This window comes from Sphingobacterium multivorum, assembly GCF_900457465.1.
GTDB classification, from domain to species: domain Bacteria; phylum Bacteroidota; class Bacteroidia; order Sphingobacteriales; family Sphingobacteriaceae; genus Sphingobacterium; species Sphingobacterium multivorum.
Map to the genome: position 1 here is coordinate 636,631 of NZ_UAUU01000011.1, position 16,497 is coordinate 653,127.

The window sequence follows — 16,497 nt, forward strand, 5'->3', positions numbered from 1 at the left end:
ATGTGAATTATACTTTTACAAAAACCATCTATTATATATTTTATAGAATGTCTTTGATTAGCATTTGATGGGTTGGTTCGTTCCAATATTGAAAAGGTGAACATTGAACTAATAATTTTAATTATTTCATGTTATTTTGGAGAAATCTAAAAGATCATTTGGTGTAACTTTAAGTGCGTCAGCTAATTGGGTTAGAATAAATGCAGTTGGATTTGCTCCTTGGCGCTCATATCGATTAATAAATTGTTTGTCTTTATTAATTATTGATGCTAATTCACCCTGCTCAATTCCTTTTTCAACTCTAAGTTGTTCAATACGTTGTCCCAGTTTAATGCGAAATTCTTTTTGTTTCTGATCCATCTTCTCAAAATCGATATATTAAGAAAAAAATGGTCAACAAATTTGTTTACTATAGCTTTGTTTTGTATCTTTGCTACCATCACATACGATAATAAAATATGAAATAGGTAATAGAAAAATATTAAAAATATAGATATTCAAAAGTCTTGCTCTCCATTCTCAGGCCAAGTGGCAAGGCAGCAGAAATATCTCACGCTTTCAATGGAAAATGCTACTTTTGCATTTAATTCATTGAAGTGTGGGGCTGCTGTTTACCCAATGCGACTTTAGGCCTGAGAATCTTTTGGAGTATGGGATGCAGCCCCCTCTTTATGTTGATTGCTACCCTGCAAGACTCGTTACCAATAAAACGAGTTATGAACAAAAAACAACAATCAAAAAACATCATCACAGCCCCCGAGTAGCTCGGCTGGTTTGGCCAAATTAGATTTGGCTTCTCTTTGCCATGGAGTGCGTAACGCCAATATTATACACCTTTGTGACCCCTCATTCAAACGCGCTCTGGCTCCCAGAATGAATTAATTATTACTAATGTGAACTGAGTAACATCAGGCTCCCAATAAAAAGCTGATTTCGATCGGAGAGGGGATGCTATGTACTTTCGGTTAAAGATTACAGACTGAAAAATGAACAGGATTTTAGCGCTACAATTTGCTTTTGATTGGTTGATCTATGAAGTCTATAAGGTCGATTATGATCCTATAAAGGAGATTGAGGCATTCTGGAATCAATATGCCTTAGACGCTATTTCTGCTAATACACTACAGCTATTGAGCACGTATCTTGATAGTGGTGCAGGAGAAAATAGACTCTTAAAGAATGAGGAAATGCAGGAATTTGCAACCGCATTGTATCGGGTGTTGATAGCTTATTGTATCGTCTATCATCGCAATATAGACCTGCGTAAAATGCAGCTGTCAGCAGAAGCTGAAGAGCGCATCGGAAAAGAGCTAGAATTGAGCAAAAAGGTCGCTGAGTTTTTCAGTAGGTTATCGAAATAACCGCCAACAAAAAAATTATGAATATCCTGAGATTTTTAGCCTTTTTAAGGGGCTATATAACCTATATATTTCAAGTACCTGTAAAGCACTACTTAAGCACAGATATAGTACTAATTACGCAAAATTTGCGTAAGAAGATTAGACAAGGAAAAAACGTACTTTAAAGGTACTTCGATCCTGCTAAAAAAGCGCTGTAAGATTGGCGCTCAAAACCTAATAAAAAATGTGAATTCTTTGGGCAGCCATCGGGTTTTGTTTGAGGATCGTTCGACACTGTGTCGTACCAGCGTCGCCTCATCTTCGGAAACGCTTCGACTGTTGTTCGACTGCGCTTCGGGTGGGAGTCGAAGCGTACGCGAAGCCCTGCCGAAGCCGAGCCAAAGAGCTCCCGAGCCTGTCTCGACCATGTCCCAAAGAAGTCTCGAAGCTGAGCCAAAGGTCAGTCGAAGAGCGGAAGTGGTATCACATTATTCGGACTTTTTTCTGACCAACTTCGCCCTGGCTTCTGCCTTTCATGCAATTGGCATCAAGTTTTCATCGGGATCTCATCGGGCCACAGCGATCAAAACCCGATGCCGACCCGATGAAAACCCGATGAAATGTAAAAATTCGGCAGGAATTGCTCAAAAGATGGTCGACTATAGCTTGGCACAAGAAACACTCAAGCTTGACTATAGCGCGACCCTAGGTTCACCCTTGCTAAGCCCTTGTTATACACAAGGACAACTAAACGATTGCACAAGCCCCACACAACAAAAGCAAGCTTTTCAGCAGGTGGGAAATGCTAGATTGACTTATGACGTAGAATCTGAACGATCTGTTTTAAGGCTCTTTAAGTCGATCTGTAAGGTTTTTGTGTTTCGGCCCAATACTTTGCTTGTAACAAGTAAAGTGGTTGCTCAGCGGGCTTTAAAATGCTTTCTATCTTTTGCAGATTATAAGCGTGCCTATCGCATCATTTTGACATGCTTGTTTTTATGTTTAGTTTCTATGTTTAGTTTATCGGCTCAGACGCCCCGCAAGAACAGCGGGGCCGATGGGCTATCTGATCTCGTTGCACTAAATCCGGGCGATAAGATCCCGGATGCGGTATGGAACCAGCCGCTCGAACTCCAGTATTTTAATGGTCAAAAGAAAACAATCAAATTCGCTGATCTGAAAGGGAAACTGATCCTGCTGGATTTTTGGTCAACTGGCTGCCCGAGCTGTATTGAAGGAATTCCCGACATGGAATTGATCCAGCAGCGCTTTAAGGATAAGGTACAGGTTGTGATGGTCAATAGTAAGCGGAATAAGGATACCCCAGAGCGGATAAAAAAGCGATTCAAGAAATATAAAGAGGACTTTAATTACACACCGGTATTGCCGACAATACTGAATGATACCTTGTTTACATCACTTCTTCCGCATAATACGTTGCCAACGATAGGAATTATCAATTCCGAAGGTGAATTTGTCCTCAATTCATACGCAAGTTCTATCACAGAGGATATTATCAAAGATTTTTTAAAAACTGGCGTGTCAAGCCGATTTATTGAAAAATCGGAAATCAAAAATACGGCCCGGATAAACACGCAGCCTTTGGTGGATACAACGGGACTTTTATTTTGCTCGGTGATGTCGGGTTATCGGGAGAATTATCTCGGTGTGTATCCCGCAATGTCCTACAGCGAAGGGAATTCACTGTTTCAGGTAGGGAATTACTTTCTGAATACCTGTTATCAGCTGGCTTTTCCTGATGCATTCAAAGGGGTACAATCGAACCTTTTCGTTTTTGATGATCAGATTAACAAGGAATTTATCGATCTCATATACGACTTTAAAACAACAAAAGGACAGTTTTGGTATCAGCTCTACCTGCGCGATAGTATCACTCAGGAGTTAGCATTCGATTATTTTAGAAATGCTTTGATTCAACGGTTTCATGTTGCAGTTGAGCGAAAAAATGGTGTTGTTGCGGCATACGCACTTTCGCTGGATGTATCGCGTCCACTATGGAAAACCAAGGGCGGAATGTATATGAATAGTGTGGATAAAGGCAATGAATCTTTGATCATGCAAAATATGCCCCTAAATGGTGTGATTGGTTTCATTAGGTCTGTTTTGGATAAGCCGGTAATTTTTGAGGGTAAAAGTGCCGAACGGATTGATCTGCGTTTGTCGGGAAACTTTCTTGATCTGTCTATCAAACAAAAAATAGCTGCGCTGGAACAGCATGGTATAAAACTTACACCAACACAATACAGTGGTGAATATCCTTATTTCTATACCGTACCTACTAATCATACGAAGTAATGAGGGTGTTGTTGACAGCGCTTTTGACAAGCGTATTGTTTTTCATGGGCAAGGCTCAGGAAAAAATTTGGGTACAGGGTACAATTGTTTCAGCGAAAGATGGCAGGGAGCTAGTGGGGGCATCTATCCGGAACAACACTTTGCATAATCAGGCTGCAAGTTCACTGAAAGGAAAATTTGCTATTCAGGTAGGTGATCATAAAGATTCTTTATTGATCAGTTGTATTGGTTATCTAGATAGGACAGTAGTAGCCGGATTTTTTGAGAAGAATAAAATATTGGCTTTAAATGCTAATGAGATTTATTTGGAAGAGGCTATTGTCAGTACCGGTTATCAGACATTGAAAGCCAATGAGGTGACAGGGGCCATTGATGTAGTCGATAATAAGATGCTCAGTCAGCAGGTGGGAACTAATATTCTGGATAGGCTCAATAACATGACAACAGCAATTCGCTTCGACAATCAGCCGATACAAAATGCTGACCTGCAGAAACTGAATATTTCCGTACGCGGACTGAGTACGATAAACGGAAACCTGGATCCGCTCATTGTGCTAGACGGCTTTATCTATGAGGGGGATATCAGTAATATCGATCCCAATAATATTGAAAGTGTCTCCATCCTGAAAGATGCTGCGGCGAGTGCCATATGGGGAGCCCGCGCTGGGAACGGTGTTATCGTCATGACTTCAAAAAAGGGTGCTTTTTCTAAGGAGCAGAAGACAAAAATAACATTGTCAAATACAGTGATTTTGAAGGAAAATAGCGATCTGAATAAAATCTATCAGCCCCAAAATGCGGATTTTATCGCACTCGAAAAATATCTTTTTGATAAGGGCTATTATGATTCGGAATTGCTATACCAGCCTTATCTGGCACAGTCGCCAGTGATCGACCTATTGGATCGACGTAAGCGCAACCTGATTTCACCGGCAGATTCGGCCAGCGGTACAGCTAAACTCATGGTACAAAATGGAAGACAAAACTATATGGATGCTTTTTATAATGTTCCGTTTGTCAATCAGCACGCGCTGAATATCTCGGGCGGGGGGGCACGCAATTCGTATGGGTTTGGTATTGGGTATACGGGGAATAAATCCGAACTGGATGCTTTTGATAGAAAGATCAATATCCAGCTGTCCAATAGTTTCAGACCTACCGACAATTTACAGTTGGATCTCCAGGTGCTGTATACCAATCAGGATAGCAGAAAAGGCAAACCTGAATTCTCATCGTTAAGCTATAGCAGTATGCAGGTGCCATATCTTCAGTTTCTAAATGAGGATGGTACTGAAATCCCATTTGAAAAGGAATATAGGTCCAGTTATCTGAAGGAAAACTATACAAATGGTTATCTGCCATGGGATTACTATCCACTGTCGGAATACAGATATGCAAAAGACCGACGGCAGAACAATGAATGGTTTTCGAGCCTGAACCTGAAATATAAGGTATTACCTTACTTACATCTGAATGTCGGGGGACAGATTCAGCAGCAGCGTACTGAAAATAACGAATTGAATACTTTGGAAAGTTATGAAGCACGTAAGTGGATCAATGAATTTACCATCATCGGTACGGGTACCACAGCTACAAAATATAACATTCCACTTGGTGGTATAAAACGGTACTCCGCTGCTGAGGGCAGGTCGTATACGCTACGTGGTCAAATTGATTTTAACAAATCGATTGGTCGGCATCTGTTGGTCGGCATTCTTGGTGGCGAGGTACGGGAGAACAGATCGAACACAAATTCCTATACGGCCTATGGATACAATGAACTGCCGATGTCAAGCACTTCGGTAGACTTTGTAACTCGCTTTCCAACATTGCCGGATGATGGGATGCGACGGATACCGGGAGCGCCGCAATTTTTTAAAAATGTAAATCGATTTGTATCACTTTATACCAATATAAGCGACCGGTTTATGGACCGCTATGGCCTATCTATGAGTTTGCGTAAAGACGGCGCTAATATCTTTGGTGCTTCGACCAATGATAAATGGTCGCCGCTCTGGTCCGTAGGCGGATCTTGGGACATTCATAAGGAGGCTTTCTTTAAGCTGGCCCTGTTTGATTATCTAAAATTGAGGACAACCTATGGAACCAGTGGTAACGTCGATCTACGACGGTCGCCAGATCCAATTGCCTATATCGGTTCGGCAACTTATACCAGCTATCCAATGTATCAGATAAGTACCTTGAACGATCCCTTGCTAAAATGGGAAAGAGTGGCAACCACTAACTTTGGTCTTGATTTTTCAGTAAGAAAAGGAAGATTGTCCGGGCGTATTGACTATTATGTAAAAAAAGGCAAAGATCTATACGGACTGAGCGAATACGATTATACGGCATGGGGCTTACAGGGTACAGTTGTCAAGAATTTGGCAGGAATGCGGGGACAAGGTTTTGATATTGACTTAAATTCAAAGAATATAAGCGGAAAGATCAACTGGGATACGCGAACGATATTAAGCTTGAATAGGAACAAAACAACGCAATATTACAATCTGCAAAACAGCGTCACATCCTTTCTCTCGAGCGGAAATACCATCACACCGATCGTCGGTAAACCACTGAACGCATTGGCTGCTTATAAATGGATGGGGTTGAATGAATTTGGGGAAGGGCAGGGCCTGCTGGATGGTCAGCTAAGTACAAACTATACCACCATACGCAACCAGGCTAATGCGTCGCCGGATGGAAATGAAAGTATCGTGTATTTTGGATCCTCCAAACCGCAGGTCTTTGGGAATATAATCAATACACTGGCTTGGAAGTCTTTGATTTTTTCTTTCAACGTCAGTTTTAAGGGGGACTATTACGTCAGGCGTCCTGTGACGTCCTATTTTTCATTGTTTGCTAACGGTAAGGCCTATCCAGACTTTGATCAGCGATGGCAGCAGCCTGGGGATGAACAACATACACAGGTTCCTGGTATGAAATATCCTATAAAATCATTGTCGGATGCATTCTATCAATATGCTGATATCAATGTCTATAAAGGGGATCATTTGCGGCTGGAATATGTTTTGTTGACCTGGCAAGGTAAGTATACCGTCGGAAATCGTGCATTTAATATGGGGCTGTCGGCAAACGCGGCCAATCTAGGGGTACTATGGCGTGCAAATAAGATTGGTATCGACCCGGAATTTCCGTACCGATTAAGTCCACCAAAGACATTTTCCATCGGATTAAAAATTGATTATTGATCTAATAACGTAAATGATGAAAAGATTTCTTAACATATTGTGGCTAGGGGTAGTTGTTTTCTTCTTGTCGGCCTGTCAAAAATATTTAGAGGTACAGTCAAACTATGGTTTGGCTGTACCCAATAGCTTGGACGACTTACAAAAGCTACTGGATGATAGCCAGATCATGAATCTAAAGTTTCCTTCTTTTGGGGAAGCTTCGGCAGATAATTATTACCTGAGCCAATCCGCATATGATGCATTGATTGACTATGGTCAACAGACTTATATCTGGCAGAATGATCATATGAATTTCGGAAATGACTGGTCCTCCTCTTATAATACGATTTACAATAGCAATCTTGTGTTGGACCGTATAAAAAAGAGCAATCGAAATGAAGGTAATGCTAATCAGTATGATGCCATTTATGCTTCTGCTAAATTTTATCGGGCGAGCCAATATCTGGCTTTATTATGGACCTATTCAAAAGCCTATACCCAAGAATCAAAAACAGATATGGGTATTGTGCTGCGGAACAGCTCGGATTTTCATGACCAATCGTACCGGTCGTCCATAGCGGAGTGTTACGAAAAAGTAATCACAGACCTGAAAGAATGTAGCCTTATGCTTCCTGAGAAAACCAGTCATGTCATGCGTCCCAATAAGTATGCGGCTTATGCTACATTGGCTCGTGCTTACCTATCTATGCAAGTCTACGATTCGGCCCATTATTATGTTAATTTAGCCTTAAAACACAATGCTGACCTGCTCGATTTTAATAATTTATCGGAAGTGAAAATGACAGCGTCCTACCCATTTACGATTTTTAATAAGGAGACTTTATTCTATGCTGAATTATTAGTAAGTATCAATTTGACAAGTTCGCGCGCATTGACCGATACGCTCCTGTATCGTTCTTATGACAGTAATGATTTACGTAGGTTAGCATACTTTAAAGTAGCGGCCGATGGAACGACTACTTTCAAAGGTAGTTACGCAGGATCTTCCAAGATGTTTTCGGGAATAGCAACGGACGAGCTGTATCTTATGCGTGCAGAATGCAATGTGAGAATGGGGATGTAGAGACAGGAATGGCAGACTTAAACCATCTACTCGGGTATCGGTATAAAGCGGGCACATTTATTCCTTATGTGATAAAAAACAAAACAGAAGCACTTGCTTTAATCCTAAAAGAGCGAAGAAAGGAATTGCTGTATAGGGGGCTAAGATGGATGGACCTAAAGCGGTTGAATGCAGAAGGACGAGAGATTTTAATAACAAGGAAACTAATTGGGCAATTGATTACTTTACAGCCAAATTCCAATGCTTATGCGCTTCCTCTTCCTGAAGATATTATTAGATTGACGGGAATGCAACAAAATCCGAAATAAAGAAAATGTAGATACAAATAGGGAAGGGGCAGTCCGATCGGACTACCCCTTCCTTTCATTTATCCCCTATTGATTGGGGTAAATGTAGTTGAGCTGCTGCCACCGGTTCTAGATGGGATATAGTTTCCTCCAGAAGTTGCGGTAGCGCCAAGTTGAATCCTTGCTGGATTCAGCTGATCTGAAGCATTCAGATCAGATTCATCGACAACCTGAGAGCAAGCCATAACGTTTGCACTGTTACAGTCCTCATCATTGGGCGTGGTATTCCAACGCGAGGCGTCTTTAACCTGATCCTCATCTTGAGGATCACCATGGAAGTAAATAGTCACAGGATCTAATTTTTTTCCTGTATAAGCCTCAGCACCTTTAAATGCTGAGAATCCGATAATCATGGCTCCGCCTAATATCATGTAGCCATAATTGTTTAAAAATTTGGTTAGCATGTAGCTACCCTCCTTTCTGTATTGCAAACCAGAAATTGATTAGTAAAGCTGCCAGTTTGCAAACTTTTGGTAAATAATTGTCGGTACGGTCCTGTGTACCGATCGTATGTAGATACCAGCAGACCTTTTACATTGCTGCTGGCAGTATTGGGCTGTTGATAGTCGTAAATGCTATCTGGTGCGTACCAAATATCCTTTGACTTCGTATAGTGGATATTCCAGTAATTGATGGCTCCCATTGCCATAAAGCCTATCAGGAATAATGCGATATTTGTTCGGCCTGTTAGTGCACGCTCGCCGTAGTTGATCGTCTTACGGTGCAATCGCCATCCGGTTATCGATAGGCCAAGAATAATGAGATTAAAGATCAAATGTGCTGTCCAGGAAATATTGCTCAAAAAGCTGGTACACATACAGGGTTTCTTTTCATATACATTCAATACCCCCAGACCGATATAAATACTAAAAACGAAAATCAGTATGGCCGAAACTTTCCATCCCAGGGCGCTCAACCTCGCTGATGGTATCGCCAGGAATACGCCAACACCGATTTCTATAAGCGGAAGTAGCCAGTAGATTACCGGAGCCAGATAACTGATCAGAGGCTGCTGCTCAAGGGCGATCTTGAATGCACCGAGCTGCCAGAGTTTATCCATCCCCACATAGACCCAAAAAAGTATCATTGCTGCCCGGATCACCTTGTATATCATGTTGCTGTTTTTATTCCTTTCCATAACTTTTATTATTTAGATCATGGTATTTATTATTTCCTATCGCTGTTTTATTATTTTTCGTCGTTTCAAAAACAGGGCGCCGTACCTGCCCATACAATTGGATACAGCAGCCTGCCTGAGCGTCAGCTTCACTTTCTCGTACGCTGTAAAACAAAGGTAGTATGGAAAATAGGCCGGCGTAGGTGTAGCGAAATGGTTAATTTGGAAAGTGCACCTGCCTCTATTGGATTTAAATAAAGACTGGGATGTAATGAAGATGTATTATGCGGTAAAAAGATCAGCGGGGAATTCTTGGTAAAACGGTCGGTTTTCGCATAACTAGGACTATTTTTGATGGGTAGAATGAACACATTTAGGAGGTGTAGCGGTGGCATACCCCCTTTTTTTTAAATTTTTATGTTTTATTTATTTAAGTCAGGAAACTGCCTATTCAGTTCGTCAAGCATCGTATTCAATACCTTGCGGATACGGAGCGCTGTATGAAACTCGGCGCTTTTGTCCATCCGGATCAGACTATGCGCAGAAAGTAAGGTGCCTTCCCTCGTTTTGACGAGCCTGGAAAATACCTCGGCAACTTCTTTTTTCTCTGACGACCACATAATGTTCGCTTTTACAGATATATGCATCCAAAGTTTGAGCTCTTTGCCATTAAAATTGCTTTGAATAAATTGTTGGGGATAATCCTGCATTGTTGCTGATGGAGAGATTTTTTCATCCTCCATGTACCCGCGCATCAACTTGAGCAAGCTCCTACGGTTGCTATCATATGCAAAGTCTGGGATACAGGAGAAGTGTTTGGGGAAGCGTAACAAGGCATCCATAAAGGATGGGTCTGAATTGTAAAGTTCTTTCCAGCGATTGAAGAAGCCCATGTGGTTAAAATTGAAATTGACCATCAGAATCAAAAAGCGGTAATGCCAGTTTTTACTCTGGCGCTTGTCTTCAGCCAATTGGCAAAGTGATTCGATCATTTTGGTTAGGTAGTCCTGATGTCGGTATTGAATATAGGGAATCTTGCCATTTTCAAATAGGCTGTCCATACCCGAAAGGATCTCGGTGAGATAGGCTTTAGGTATGCTTTTCTGAGCCAACTTATCCAGGATATAGGGCATATGTTCGTATACATATTCATGCAGCCTCAGGTGATAAGCTCCGGCAGCGGCGTATAGGGATCAATATCTTTTTTAAAGAGCTGTTCGATTCGCTCAAGTAATTCTTCTAGGGCAAATAGCGCTGCAGAACTCACAATTTTACGCACGTTACAGAAGCTATACAACAAAGAGTGTAGCCGCAACAATTGAGTATGGTAAATTTGGATAGCCTGACGGGCATTATTTACCTGAATAATCTTCCGATGGGCTTGTAGTGCCAATGCAAAATTAGTATTGCAGGCCTCGGCGATCTCACCCAAATGGTTTGGAATATCTTTGTTATCAAGATAAACCAAAGCTTCTATGAGCGTTGTCAGCTTCTGTAAACTTACGATCATCTGTACCTCCTTTTGATATCTTTATGGTACCACGGCCAGCCAAATCTCCCGGGATGCATCTGAAGTATGAGTGAATCTCCTTCATTGGTCTGTTCATGTAGTTGGGGATTGACATTAATCGAAACTTTTTCTTCCTCACCTTCATAATTGAACGAAAACCATAGTTCGTATAGGTCACAGCAAGCAGGGCATTTCTGGATAACAATGGCGGGTATGCGTACAGCTTTTGCATTTGGGATATGCTGGCAATTAGCCATGATCAGCAGCATACGGATATACCAGGTACATGCAATGATCATGATGGGAAATTGGATCCCATAAAGTTTGAAAAGGTCTGTCTTTCTCCAGAAAAACAGATGTGCCATCGCGCAGATGATAAAGGCTGTCGGTATGCCCTTTTGGACAGCTGTCCAAAAGGGTTGTGAGCTGATCAGTAGCTGGTAGGGAAGACGGTCAAATAGTGCTATGCTGCTGACCTGAATACAGGCGAAAAAGACAACGAAAAGCTGCATGACGCGTTCTTGGCCACGCATTTCCAGAAATGGAATAAGAATGATCATTGCCCCGATGCTATAGACGCGCTCGCTATGTGTCCGGGCCCAGAAAAGCCCATATAAGGTTATCAGTACAGCAATTGCAATAAATACATAATTGCGGCTAAATAGCAGTCTAAATTTCTTTATCGTCCTCATGATTTATGGTTTAATAATCAGTGAAGTTTTACGCTATAAATTTACCCACTATAGCATGAAATTTCAGTGAATATCCCAACCATTTCAATGAAGGTCAATTTTTTACAATGAGGGCTAATTTCTTGACAGCGAAATAGGATTTTCTGGCAACAAAGAATTAAATTTTTCATCCGGCAGGGGAATTATTTGAACCGTAAAACGATGCAAAAGCATTGATTTAAGTTAGTTGGACATCGTTTAATAAATAATTGGCTAAATTTATATAACAAAAATAAATATGTAAATTTTAATAGCGTTTTTAAAATGACGTTTGTACATGAAAAGTTATAGCAAGAATAGATATCAGGATAATAGAACATTGACGGTGCAGTATCCCGATGGGGTCTGGCAGTTGATTGCATCTTTCATTTTTGGAGGGTTCTGTTGGTATCTGGGCTATCGGGGCGCCTTGGCGGAATGGCTTTTAGACTGGCCGGTAACCTATAGCTATCTATTTTTTGTATTGATGGTAGCGATTATTTTCTTCTATATACGATTGGCTATCGTGATATTGGACAAAAAGCAGAACTGGCTGGTTAACCCGGAAAAACGCGCCGGTATGCAATTATTTTTTTGCTGCATACTTCCGACACTTTTATTGTTCTGGATCATTGGCCCCGATCCACAGGCGAAGGATGAATGGCTGCTGTTTCCTTTAATGGTCATATTTAGCGGTATTTTGGTCCTGAACATGTCCTATACAGTTTATTTCTACGTGGCTGTTTACCACAGGCAAAAAATATTGATTTTAGAACAGAAAGAAACTATCCTGCAGCAGGAATCAAGAACGATAGATCTCCAGGAGCAGATTGAGCTGCTTTCTCCGGGCATCGAAGAGCTGAAAGAGATCCTGGAAACAGCAGGGGAAGATAGAGATGTGGATTCCATGGATGAAATAGATTTAACCATGTGCAGATCCATGGATCTGGAGCAAGAGGTATTCCAGCTCAATAATAAAATCTTGTCCCAAAAGATATCCTGTAAGGATATCGGGATTTTTACTTATAAAAATGGTATAGTCAGCCTTTATTTAAGAACTGCGATGGACGAAAATCTGACTTGTGGTGAGCAGCGCAGCTTAAAGGAAGTTGTCAATAGCACGAAGGGATTTGTACAGAAGATTGACCGGGATAAAGCCATACCCTTGGATATGATCCAAGCTTGCCAGCAACTGAAACGGGGCCGATTGCGTATCGTGCTCAAAATACCTTTTGAGGGACGGTACTATTTTGAGGTGTCCGACAAGATTGCAAAGCATATCAGGGAATGGGTCATGTTGCAGGTGCCAATAGAAAAAGAGCAATAAAATATATTAGGTAAACTTTAATAGATAGATTATGGAAAAAGTAAGGGACAATACCTGGAAATGCCGAGCTACTGGTAAAGTTGGATTTCCTTCTTTAATTGAGGCGCAATGGGCAATGCTTCACTTTAAGTTCAGATCCCGGATGAGAAACAAACTGGATGGTAAACGTATCAAACACAGGATGGGTAAAGATGCCTGCAAAAGGGCTTATTATTGTAAGTTCTGTAAAGGTTACCATATTACCACTTGGGAAAAAGGTCACTTTAATAATTACAAGACCAAAGCCGAATCCTGGGAGATACCGAAAGTATTAGGAAATTGGAATTATTCAATAGAATAATCCCGTGGTCTATTTTCTATTCTAATTTTTTTCCTCTATAATATTCATTCCAGCTATCCTTCGCATAACCTTTGCCCAGATATTTAAATGTAAAAGCAGTTGCATCTTTTATCTCCTGACCAAAATAATAGACTTTCCAGCTATCTTTGCTGTATCCATCGCCGAGAAGAACAAAGCTTTGGTCGGATACATCTTTTAGTCGATTGCCTCTATAATAGACATTCCAACTGTCTTTGGCATATCCTTCATCCAGTATTTTAAAGCTGGGCGCAGAGACATCTTTAATCTTAACGCCACGATAATAGGCATTCAAACTATCTTTGGCATATCCCCAACCAAGTGATTGGAAAGAATGTGGCGATACATCTTTAATCTTAACGCCACGATAATAGGCATTCCAGTTGTCTATTGCATAAGCATTGCCAAGGTCTTTGAAAGATCGTGCATCGACACCTTCGACCATCTTATCCCTGTAGAAGATCCGGTTGCCTATGTTGACATAATCGTTTTCTCTGTCATGTCGAAACGTCGTCTGAGACGTAGATCTTTTATTGTGACGACCTTGTTGAGCAATACTTTTCTCCAATATACATAGCAATGCAAAGGAAATAACAAGCATATTTTTTAAGTGGATAAAGGCCATAATGTATCTGTTTTATAATATGATATTTATATTGAATCACTCCTTTATGACCAAGATAATTCACCGAAGATTTAATCATTTTATCATTTTATTTCTCGTTATCCTTATCCGTTTCAAATGCAACTATTTTGGAATCCAAATATTTTTTTGTATATTGCTGGTTATGAGTTTTAAAGAAAAATTAGAGAACTGGCGCACGTCAATCAATCGCGCCGGTAGTGGTGAGGAATTGTATATTTTGCTTTTGAACTATAAAAGGTTTATCAACAAAAATTGGGTGGACGATTTTGGCGATCCGGGCAACTGGAAATCGGAATTAAATCAGGTCATCAGCAAAGTAAGAAACAAGGTGGATGTAGCAGATATCAGAGCCTGCCAAGATTTATCGTCCTATCAGGACGATGCCCGGCAGACCGCACATTCACTCAATCATACCTTAAAATATCATCACTCATTGACAAAAGGGTAGGCTAGGCCTACCTTTTTTTGCCGATAACGATTACTGTAAAGGAATCAGGACATTCTGTTCCAAGCGTACAGGGACATGCTTCACCGAGGTAAAACCGTCTTCCTTGGAAATGATGTTGGAAAGATCCAGTCCTCTTTTGGAGAACGTACTGATCAAAGCTGTTCTAAAGGTTGCTTTGGCTGAACCCCAGCCTTGTCCTAAAATCGTGTCATTGTTGAGCTGGATCAGTTCATCTGTTGAGTAATAACTGAATTTTTCCAGTAAGTGTTGGTAAAGATTTGTTGTAGTAGCCATACAATTTAAAAATTTAAAGGATTAAACCATAAACTGTATCCAGATCTTGTTGGGAAAATAATCGTTCTGTGACGTTTATTTTGGTCGAAACCCGTATTAATTTACCACCGCGGTGCCTCCACTCGGTTGGTATTGCATCATGCAATTCTGAATACTCTACAAATATAGTAGATTATTTTTTATAATAAAAATATTTTTGTTTTTAAGGGTAAATGAGCGCTAACAACAGGAATAAGGCGGTCAAAAGCGAGGCGCGTTGTTGGCTGTGATTTGGTTATGAAGCGGATAGCTGGGCGAAAAATTTATCATGTTACTGTAATCTCATCGAAAATACTTTTAAAAACAGAGATAAGACAATACTTTTGCGCCATGAATAGAATTGCGGAAATTAACGAATACATTGCTACCGAACGCGAGGTATTATTGCAACACCCTTTGTATCGTAAGATCAAAACGATCAAGAATCTACGTTCTTTTACAGAAGGGCATGTGTACGCTGTATGGGATTTTATGTCTTTACTAAAAGCTTTACAGATTAAATTGACCTGTACGACTTTACCTTGGTTTGCGAGTGAGCATCCATCAACACGCTATCTAATCAACGAAATTGTATTGGCTGAGGAATCGGATGAATACATTGATGGCCGCCGTTTGAGCCACTTTGAGATGTATCTGGACGCCATGGATGCCATGGGTGCCGACCTTCATCTGGTCAACAAATTTATTGCTCAAGCCAAAAAATCGAACAACATATTCGATGTCATTGCAACGACCACATTGGATAAGCGGATCAAAGACTTTTTGAATTTTACATTCGAAGTGATTGCTGAGGGCGAGGTGCATAAAATTGCTGCTGCATTTACATTTGGACGCGAAGACCTTATTCCGGGAATGTTTACCTCTATTTTGGAAGAAATTAAAACAAACTTTCCTACAGCCAATCTGGACAGCTTTATTTATTATTTTCAACGCCATATTGATCTTGACGGCGACGAGCATGGACCGTTGGCGATGCAGATGATCACAGATCTTGCGAAGGACGATGAGGTTAAATGGACGGAAATGAAAGAGATCAGTAAAATTGCGCTACAAAAAAGAATACAGTTGTGGAATGCAATAGAAGATTCCTTATACGGATAATCTATTATTATACCATCGAGTAAGGCCTTTCAAATCATGATTTGAAAGGCCTTTTTTATGTGCTGTAAAAAAGGATATTGTAAGGGCTTATTGGCAGATAGTGGTCTTTTTGTTTGAATTGATGAAAAAATGTCTTTTTTTCGTAACATATTGGCGTTTGTGAAGAAATCCAAGTTCCAATAAGTGTCTAAGTTTGCTACGCAAAAAAATAATAGAGCACACGTGAACTTTTTTCCTCCCTATTGGGCAAAAGGCATACTAACCATGGGATTGTTAGTATGCGTTATTTCGGACACCTTCGCCCTCGATTCTTTGCGCATGTCCCTGAAAGACATGATCGACAAAGCGCTACAGAACAGTAAATACATCGAGCAGTCTTATTTGCAGCTCAAAGAAACTGAGGTGGCAGTACAGCAGCAACGCATGGAGTTGCTCCCTAAGATTTCCGCCAGAGCTTCTGCTAGTTATGCAAGTAATATGCCTGTATATGACCAGGGGCTTTTAAATAAACCTTCCCAGCATGATATCATTCACTACTTGTACGATAGCGGCCTGGATTTTTATCTGAACCTCTACAATGGGCATCGGGACCTAATGAAAATAGAGTCCAAAAAAACTGGAAAATGAGCTGGCTAGAATCGATTGGAAGAATGCCGCAGCACAGACGAA

The 16,497-nt window shown here is 40.7% G+C and carries 18 protein-coding genes and 1 riboswitch; of the genes, 10 read left to right on the plus strand and 8 right to left on the minus strand.

Features of this window, described 5'->3' with window-relative positions:
• Positions 1–126: 126 nt before the first annotated feature.
• Positions 127–360 carry a helix-turn-helix domain-containing protein gene (locus DTA23_RS19815; protein ID WP_112375788.1) on the minus strand — a complete coding sequence of 78 codons (234 nt, stop codon included), beginning with the start codon at positions 358–360 and terminating at the stop codon, positions 127–129.
• Positions 361–986: 626 nt separating this feature from the next.
• Here DTA23_RS19815 and DTA23_RS19820 point away from each other — a divergent pair.
• From DTA23_RS19820 to DTA23_RS19840, 5 genes are all read left to right on the plus strand, one after another.
• Positions 987–1,361: a hypothetical protein gene (locus DTA23_RS19820; RefSeq protein ID WP_112375789.1), complete on the plus strand. Its 375-nt coding sequence runs from the start codon at positions 987–989 to the stop codon at positions 1,359–1,361.
• A gap of 225 nt (positions 1,362–1,586) precedes the next feature.
• The gene (locus DTA23_RS19825; RefSeq protein ID WP_112375790.1) at positions 1,587–3,656 is read left to right on the plus strand and encodes a TlpA family protein disulfide reductase; all 2,070 of its coding nucleotides are present in this window, start codon (positions 1,587–1,589) and stop codon (positions 3,654–3,656) included.
• On the plus strand, positions 3,656–6,868 hold the full coding sequence (locus DTA23_RS19830) for a SusC/RagA family TonB-linked outer membrane protein (protein ID WP_112375791.1): 3,213 nt from the start codon (positions 3,656–3,658) through the stop codon (positions 6,866–6,868). The genes DTA23_RS19825 and DTA23_RS19830 overlap by 1 nt, the downstream gene beginning before the upstream one ends.
• Positions 6,869–6,881: 13 nt before the next feature.
• Positions 6,882–7,931: a RagB/SusD family nutrient uptake outer membrane protein gene (locus DTA23_RS19835; protein ID WP_112375792.1), complete on the plus strand. Its 1,050-nt coding sequence runs from the start codon at positions 6,882–6,884 to the stop codon at positions 7,929–7,931.
• 8 nt (positions 7,932–7,939) lie between these two features.
• Complete coding sequence (locus tag DTA23_RS19840) at positions 7,940–8,239, plus strand: RagB/SusD family nutrient uptake outer membrane protein (protein WP_172462469.1); 300 nt, start codon at positions 7,940–7,942, stop codon at positions 8,237–8,239.
• A 59-nt stretch (positions 8,240–8,298) separates the two neighbouring features.
• Here DTA23_RS19840 and DTA23_RS19845 read toward each other — a convergent pair whose 3' ends face one another.
• From DTA23_RS19845 to DTA23_RS19865, 5 genes are all read right to left on the minus strand, one after another.
• Positions 8,299–8,649, minus strand: a complete 351-nt coding sequence (locus tag DTA23_RS19845; RefSeq protein ID WP_146753136.1) for a hypothetical protein — start codon at positions 8,647–8,649, stop codon at positions 8,299–8,301.
• A gap of 26 nt (positions 8,650–8,675) precedes the next feature.
• A complete protein-coding gene (locus tag DTA23_RS19850; RefSeq protein ID WP_112375794.1) occupies positions 8,676–9,416 on the minus strand; it encodes a MauE/DoxX family redox-associated membrane protein in 741 nt (246 codons plus the stop codon).
• Positions 9,417–9,817: 401 nt separating this feature from the next.
• Positions 9,818–10,528 (minus strand): hypothetical protein, encoded by a 711-nt coding sequence (locus DTA23_RS19855; protein WP_112375795.1) that lies wholly within the window; start codon positions 10,526–10,528, stop codon positions 9,818–9,820.
• Between the two features lie 26 nt (positions 10,529–10,554).
• Positions 10,555–10,905, minus strand: a complete 351-nt coding sequence (locus DTA23_RS19860; RefSeq protein WP_112375796.1) for a hypothetical protein — start codon at positions 10,903–10,905, stop codon at positions 10,555–10,557.
• Positions 10,902–11,597: a hypothetical protein gene (locus DTA23_RS19865; protein ID WP_112375797.1), complete on the minus strand. Its 696-nt coding sequence runs from the start codon at positions 11,595–11,597 to the stop codon at positions 10,902–10,904. Before DTA23_RS19865 ends, DTA23_RS19860 begins: the two co-directional genes overlap by 4 nt.
• A gap of 316 nt (positions 11,598–11,913) precedes the next feature.
• Between DTA23_RS19865 and DTA23_RS19870 the strand changes: the two genes are divergently transcribed.
• Both DTA23_RS19870 and DTA23_RS19875 read left to right on the plus strand, forming a co-directional pair.
• Complete coding sequence (locus DTA23_RS19870; RefSeq protein ID WP_112375798.1) at positions 11,914–12,942, plus strand: hypothetical protein; 1,029 nt, start codon at positions 11,914–11,916, stop codon at positions 12,940–12,942.
• Between the two features lie 31 nt (positions 12,943–12,973).
• Positions 12,974–13,282 (plus strand): hypothetical protein, encoded by a 309-nt coding sequence (locus DTA23_RS19875; RefSeq protein WP_112375799.1) that lies wholly within the window; start codon positions 12,974–12,976, stop codon positions 13,280–13,282.
• Between the two features lie 16 nt (positions 13,283–13,298).
• Here DTA23_RS19875 and DTA23_RS19880 read toward each other — a convergent pair whose 3' ends face one another.
• A complete protein-coding gene (locus DTA23_RS19880; RefSeq protein WP_112375800.1) occupies positions 13,299–13,925 on the minus strand; it encodes a DKNYY domain-containing protein in 627 nt (208 codons plus the stop codon).
• A gap of 163 nt (positions 13,926–14,088) precedes the next feature.
• Here DTA23_RS19880 and DTA23_RS19885 point away from each other — a divergent pair, with 163 nt between their 5' ends.
• Positions 14,089–14,394, plus strand: coding sequence for a hypothetical protein (locus tag DTA23_RS19885; RefSeq protein ID WP_075993880.1), 306 nt, complete (start codon positions 14,089–14,091; stop codon positions 14,392–14,394).
• Positions 14,395–14,424: 30 nt separating this feature from the next.
• Here DTA23_RS19885 and DTA23_RS19890 read toward each other — a convergent pair whose 3' ends face one another.
• A complete protein-coding gene (locus DTA23_RS19890) occupies positions 14,425–14,688 on the minus strand; it encodes a 5-oxoprolinase (RefSeq protein WP_070567048.1) in 264 nt (87 codons plus the stop codon).
• Positions 14,689–14,754: 66 nt separating this feature from the next.
• Positions 14,755–14,848, minus strand: a riboswitch (SAM-I-IV-variant riboswitch).
• 209 nt (positions 14,849–15,057) lie between these two features.
• Here DTA23_RS19890 and DTA23_RS19895 point away from each other — a divergent pair.
• Positions 15,058–15,828, plus strand: coding sequence for a DUF3050 domain-containing protein (locus tag DTA23_RS19895; protein ID WP_112375802.1), 771 nt, complete (start codon positions 15,058–15,060; stop codon positions 15,826–15,828).
• A gap of 222 nt (positions 15,829–16,050) precedes the next feature.
• Positions 16,051–16,455, plus strand: a complete 405-nt coding sequence (locus tag DTA23_RS19900; protein WP_146753137.1) for a TolC family protein — start codon at positions 16,051–16,053, stop codon at positions 16,453–16,455.
• Positions 16,456–16,497 lie beyond the last annotated feature (42 nt).

What these genes read in the sequence shown, in the direction of transcription:
- DTA23_RS19815 (WP_112375788.1), bottom strand. Translation starts at nt 360, where the DNA reads ATGGATCAGAAACAAAAAGAATTTCGCATTAAACTGGGACAACGTATT.
- DTA23_RS19820 (WP_112375789.1), top strand. Translation starts at nt 987, where the DNA reads ATGAACAGGATTTTAGCGCTACAATTTGCTTTTGATTGGTTGATCTAT.
- DTA23_RS19830 (WP_112375791.1), top strand. Translation starts at nt 3,656, where the DNA reads ATGAGGGTGTTGTTGACAGCGCTTTTGACAAGCGTATTGTTTTTCATG.
- DTA23_RS19835 (WP_112375792.1), top strand. Translation starts at nt 6,882, where the DNA reads ATGATGAAAAGATTTCTTAACATATTGTGGCTAGGGGTAGTTGTTTTC.
- DTA23_RS19840 (WP_172462469.1), top strand. Translation starts at nt 7,940, where the DNA reads ATGGCAGACTTAAACCATCTACTCGGGTATCGGTATAAAGCGGGCACA.
- DTA23_RS19845 (WP_146753136.1), bottom strand. Translation starts at nt 8,649, where the DNA reads ATGATATTAGGCGGAGCCATGATTATCGGATTCTCAGCATTTAAAGGT.
- DTA23_RS19850 (WP_112375794.1), bottom strand. Translation starts at nt 9,416, where the DNA reads ATGGAAAGGAATAAAAACAGCAACATGATATACAAGGTGATCCGGGCA.
- DTA23_RS19855 (WP_112375795.1), bottom strand. Translation starts at nt 10,528, where the DNA reads ATGCCCTATATCCTGGATAAGTTGGCTCAGAAAAGCATACCTAAAGCC.
- DTA23_RS19860 (WP_112375796.1), bottom strand. Translation starts at nt 10,905, where the DNA reads ATGATCGTAAGTTTACAGAAGCTGACAACGCTCATAGAAGCTTTGGTT.
- DTA23_RS19865 (WP_112375797.1), bottom strand. Translation starts at nt 11,597, where the DNA reads ATGAGGACGATAAAGAAATTTAGACTGCTATTTAGCCGCAATTATGTA.
- DTA23_RS19870 (WP_112375798.1), top strand. Translation starts at nt 11,914, where the DNA reads ATGAAAAGTTATAGCAAGAATAGATATCAGGATAATAGAACATTGACG.
- DTA23_RS19875 (WP_112375799.1), top strand. Translation starts at nt 12,974, where the DNA reads ATGGAAAAAGTAAGGGACAATACCTGGAAATGCCGAGCTACTGGTAAA.
- DTA23_RS19880 (WP_112375800.1), bottom strand. Translation starts at nt 13,925, where the DNA reads ATGGCCTTTATCCACTTAAAAAATATGCTTGTTATTTCCTTTGCATTG.
- DTA23_RS19885 (WP_075993880.1), top strand. Translation starts at nt 14,089, where the DNA reads ATGAGTTTTAAAGAAAAATTAGAGAACTGGCGCACGTCAATCAATCGC.
- DTA23_RS19890 (WP_070567048.1), bottom strand. Translation starts at nt 14,688, where the DNA reads ATGGCTACTACAACAAATCTTTACCAACACTTACTGGAAAAATTCAGT.
- DTA23_RS19895 (WP_112375802.1), top strand. Translation starts at nt 15,058, where the DNA reads ATGAATAGAATTGCGGAAATTAACGAATACATTGCTACCGAACGCGAG.